Genomic DNA, 471 nt, shown 5'->3' with positions numbered 1-471 from the left:
CTGCTACATAAACAGATACTCCCACAACTAATGAATGTGCATTCCCTTGCCTACTTGTTTTTTTCATTTTTCTCCTTCTATCAAAGTAAGGACTAACATCTGCTAGTCCTTAATATATATTAGAATGTTTGACCAAATCCAAATGAGAATTTACCTTTGCTATTTCCATTTGCATTAATTAAAGGCCAAGCATAATCTAGTCTTATTACTCCTATCGGTGTAGTTATTCTTGCACCTAAACCTAAATCAATTTTTAAGTTTTCTTTTTTAAATATATCTTTAAATGCTGTATATTGTTGTAGTCAAGTAGTTGATTTGGTTCAAGTTGGTTTTGAATTTATTCCAAGTTTTTCAAATTGTTCTTAGTTGTTTTTAGTTTTTGATGTTTGTTTTATTTTCTGCTGTTGCTGTAAATATGGCATTGGTAGCTTCATCATTATAACCTCTTAACGTGGTTCCATCATTTACCCT

Annotated in this window: 1 protein-coding gene; it reads right to left on the bottom strand. The window is 30.6% G+C overall.

The features are described from left to right. Positions 1–119 precede the first annotated feature (119 nt). Positions 120–275 carry a BamA/TamA family outer membrane protein gene (locus tag AWT63_RS06570; protein ID WP_082680432.1) on the bottom strand — a complete coding sequence of 52 codons (156 nt, stop codon included), beginning with the start codon at positions 273–275 and terminating at the stop codon, positions 120–122. Between the last annotated feature and the right edge of the window lie 196 nt (positions 276–471).

This window comes from Caviibacter abscessus (assembly GCF_001517835.1).
Classification (GTDB): domain Bacteria; phylum Fusobacteriota; class Fusobacteriia; order Fusobacteriales; family Leptotrichiaceae; genus Caviibacter; species Caviibacter abscessus.
Note: the sequence above shows the minus strand (reverse complement) of the source record. Positions and strands in the feature narration are given on the sequence as shown.